General features: G+C 53.3%; 1 protein-coding gene and 1 pseudogene. Both read right to left on the bottom strand.

Features of this window, described 5'->3' with window-relative positions:
- Positions 1-113 precede the first annotated feature (113 nt).
- The gene (locus THIDRDRAFT_RS27025; protein ID WP_007043426.1) at positions 114-422 is read right to left on the bottom strand and encodes a transposase; all 309 of its coding nucleotides are present in this window, start codon (positions 420-422) and stop codon (positions 114-116) included.
- Positions 419-788, bottom strand: a pseudogene (locus THIDRDRAFT_RS27020) (hypothetical protein); the annotation flags it as partial. The gene THIDRDRAFT_RS27025 and the pseudogene THIDRDRAFT_RS27020, both read right to left, overlap by 4 nt.

Here is a 788-nt window from a genome sequence, read left to right as displayed (position 1 = left end):
GAAATATCCGTGCCGGCAATTCCTGGGCAAGCCATCAGAAACAGGAGGACCGATACGATGGATCGAGTGAAATGCAAAATCGGATTGCCCATTTTCGTTTTGAATATGCTGAGCTAACGCCAATTTTTCGGCGTTTGCTCGCCTACAATGACGAGGTTTTCCGTCAGTAACGATCGTAAGTCACCATCAGATTGGTTCGGGTGACGAAAGAAAGTCTCGCAAGCCGCTTTGAAGTCGGCGAACGACTCAAAATAGCGGTTGTAGAACACTGTCTTTTTAAAATACTTCCAGAATCGCTCGATCAGATTGAGGTTTGGCGCATAGGGCGGAAGAAAGAGCAATTGCACGCGTGATGTTTCCCAGTGCTCACGAACCACCTTGGAGCGATAATAGCGCGCATTGTCGCAAATCACGTGAATCACCGCCGCGTCTTGGTGCCGCTGCTCGAGTTGCTGCAGCAGAGCGATGGTCGAGACACCGCATTCATGCTGTCGTCGAAACGGACGTTGGAGCGGATCTTGCAAACCTCGCCGCGCTTGATCCAGCCCTGGGCGATGAGTGGACTGTGCTGCGGGTGGACCGTGTCCATGAAATAGATGGGATCCGCATCGCCCTTGGTTTTCTTGAGTTTTTCGTGCTCGGCGAGGAAGGTTTTCTGTGCCTCGGGATCGGCCGTTCCAGGGATGAGCTTGGGCTTCTTGCTAGACGTAGTCCAGGCGGCTTTCAGGCGTTTGCTCTGGATACCGAGCTTGGTGTCGTCGTGCTTGAGGCGCGTCAAGTCAACGCGC

This window comes from Thiorhodococcus drewsii AZ1 (assembly GCF_000224065.1).
Taxonomy (GTDB): Bacteria; Pseudomonadota; Gammaproteobacteria; order Chromatiales; family Chromatiaceae; genus Imhoffiella; species Imhoffiella drewsii.
Note: the sequence above shows the minus strand (reverse complement) of the source record. Positions and strands in the feature narration are given on the sequence as shown.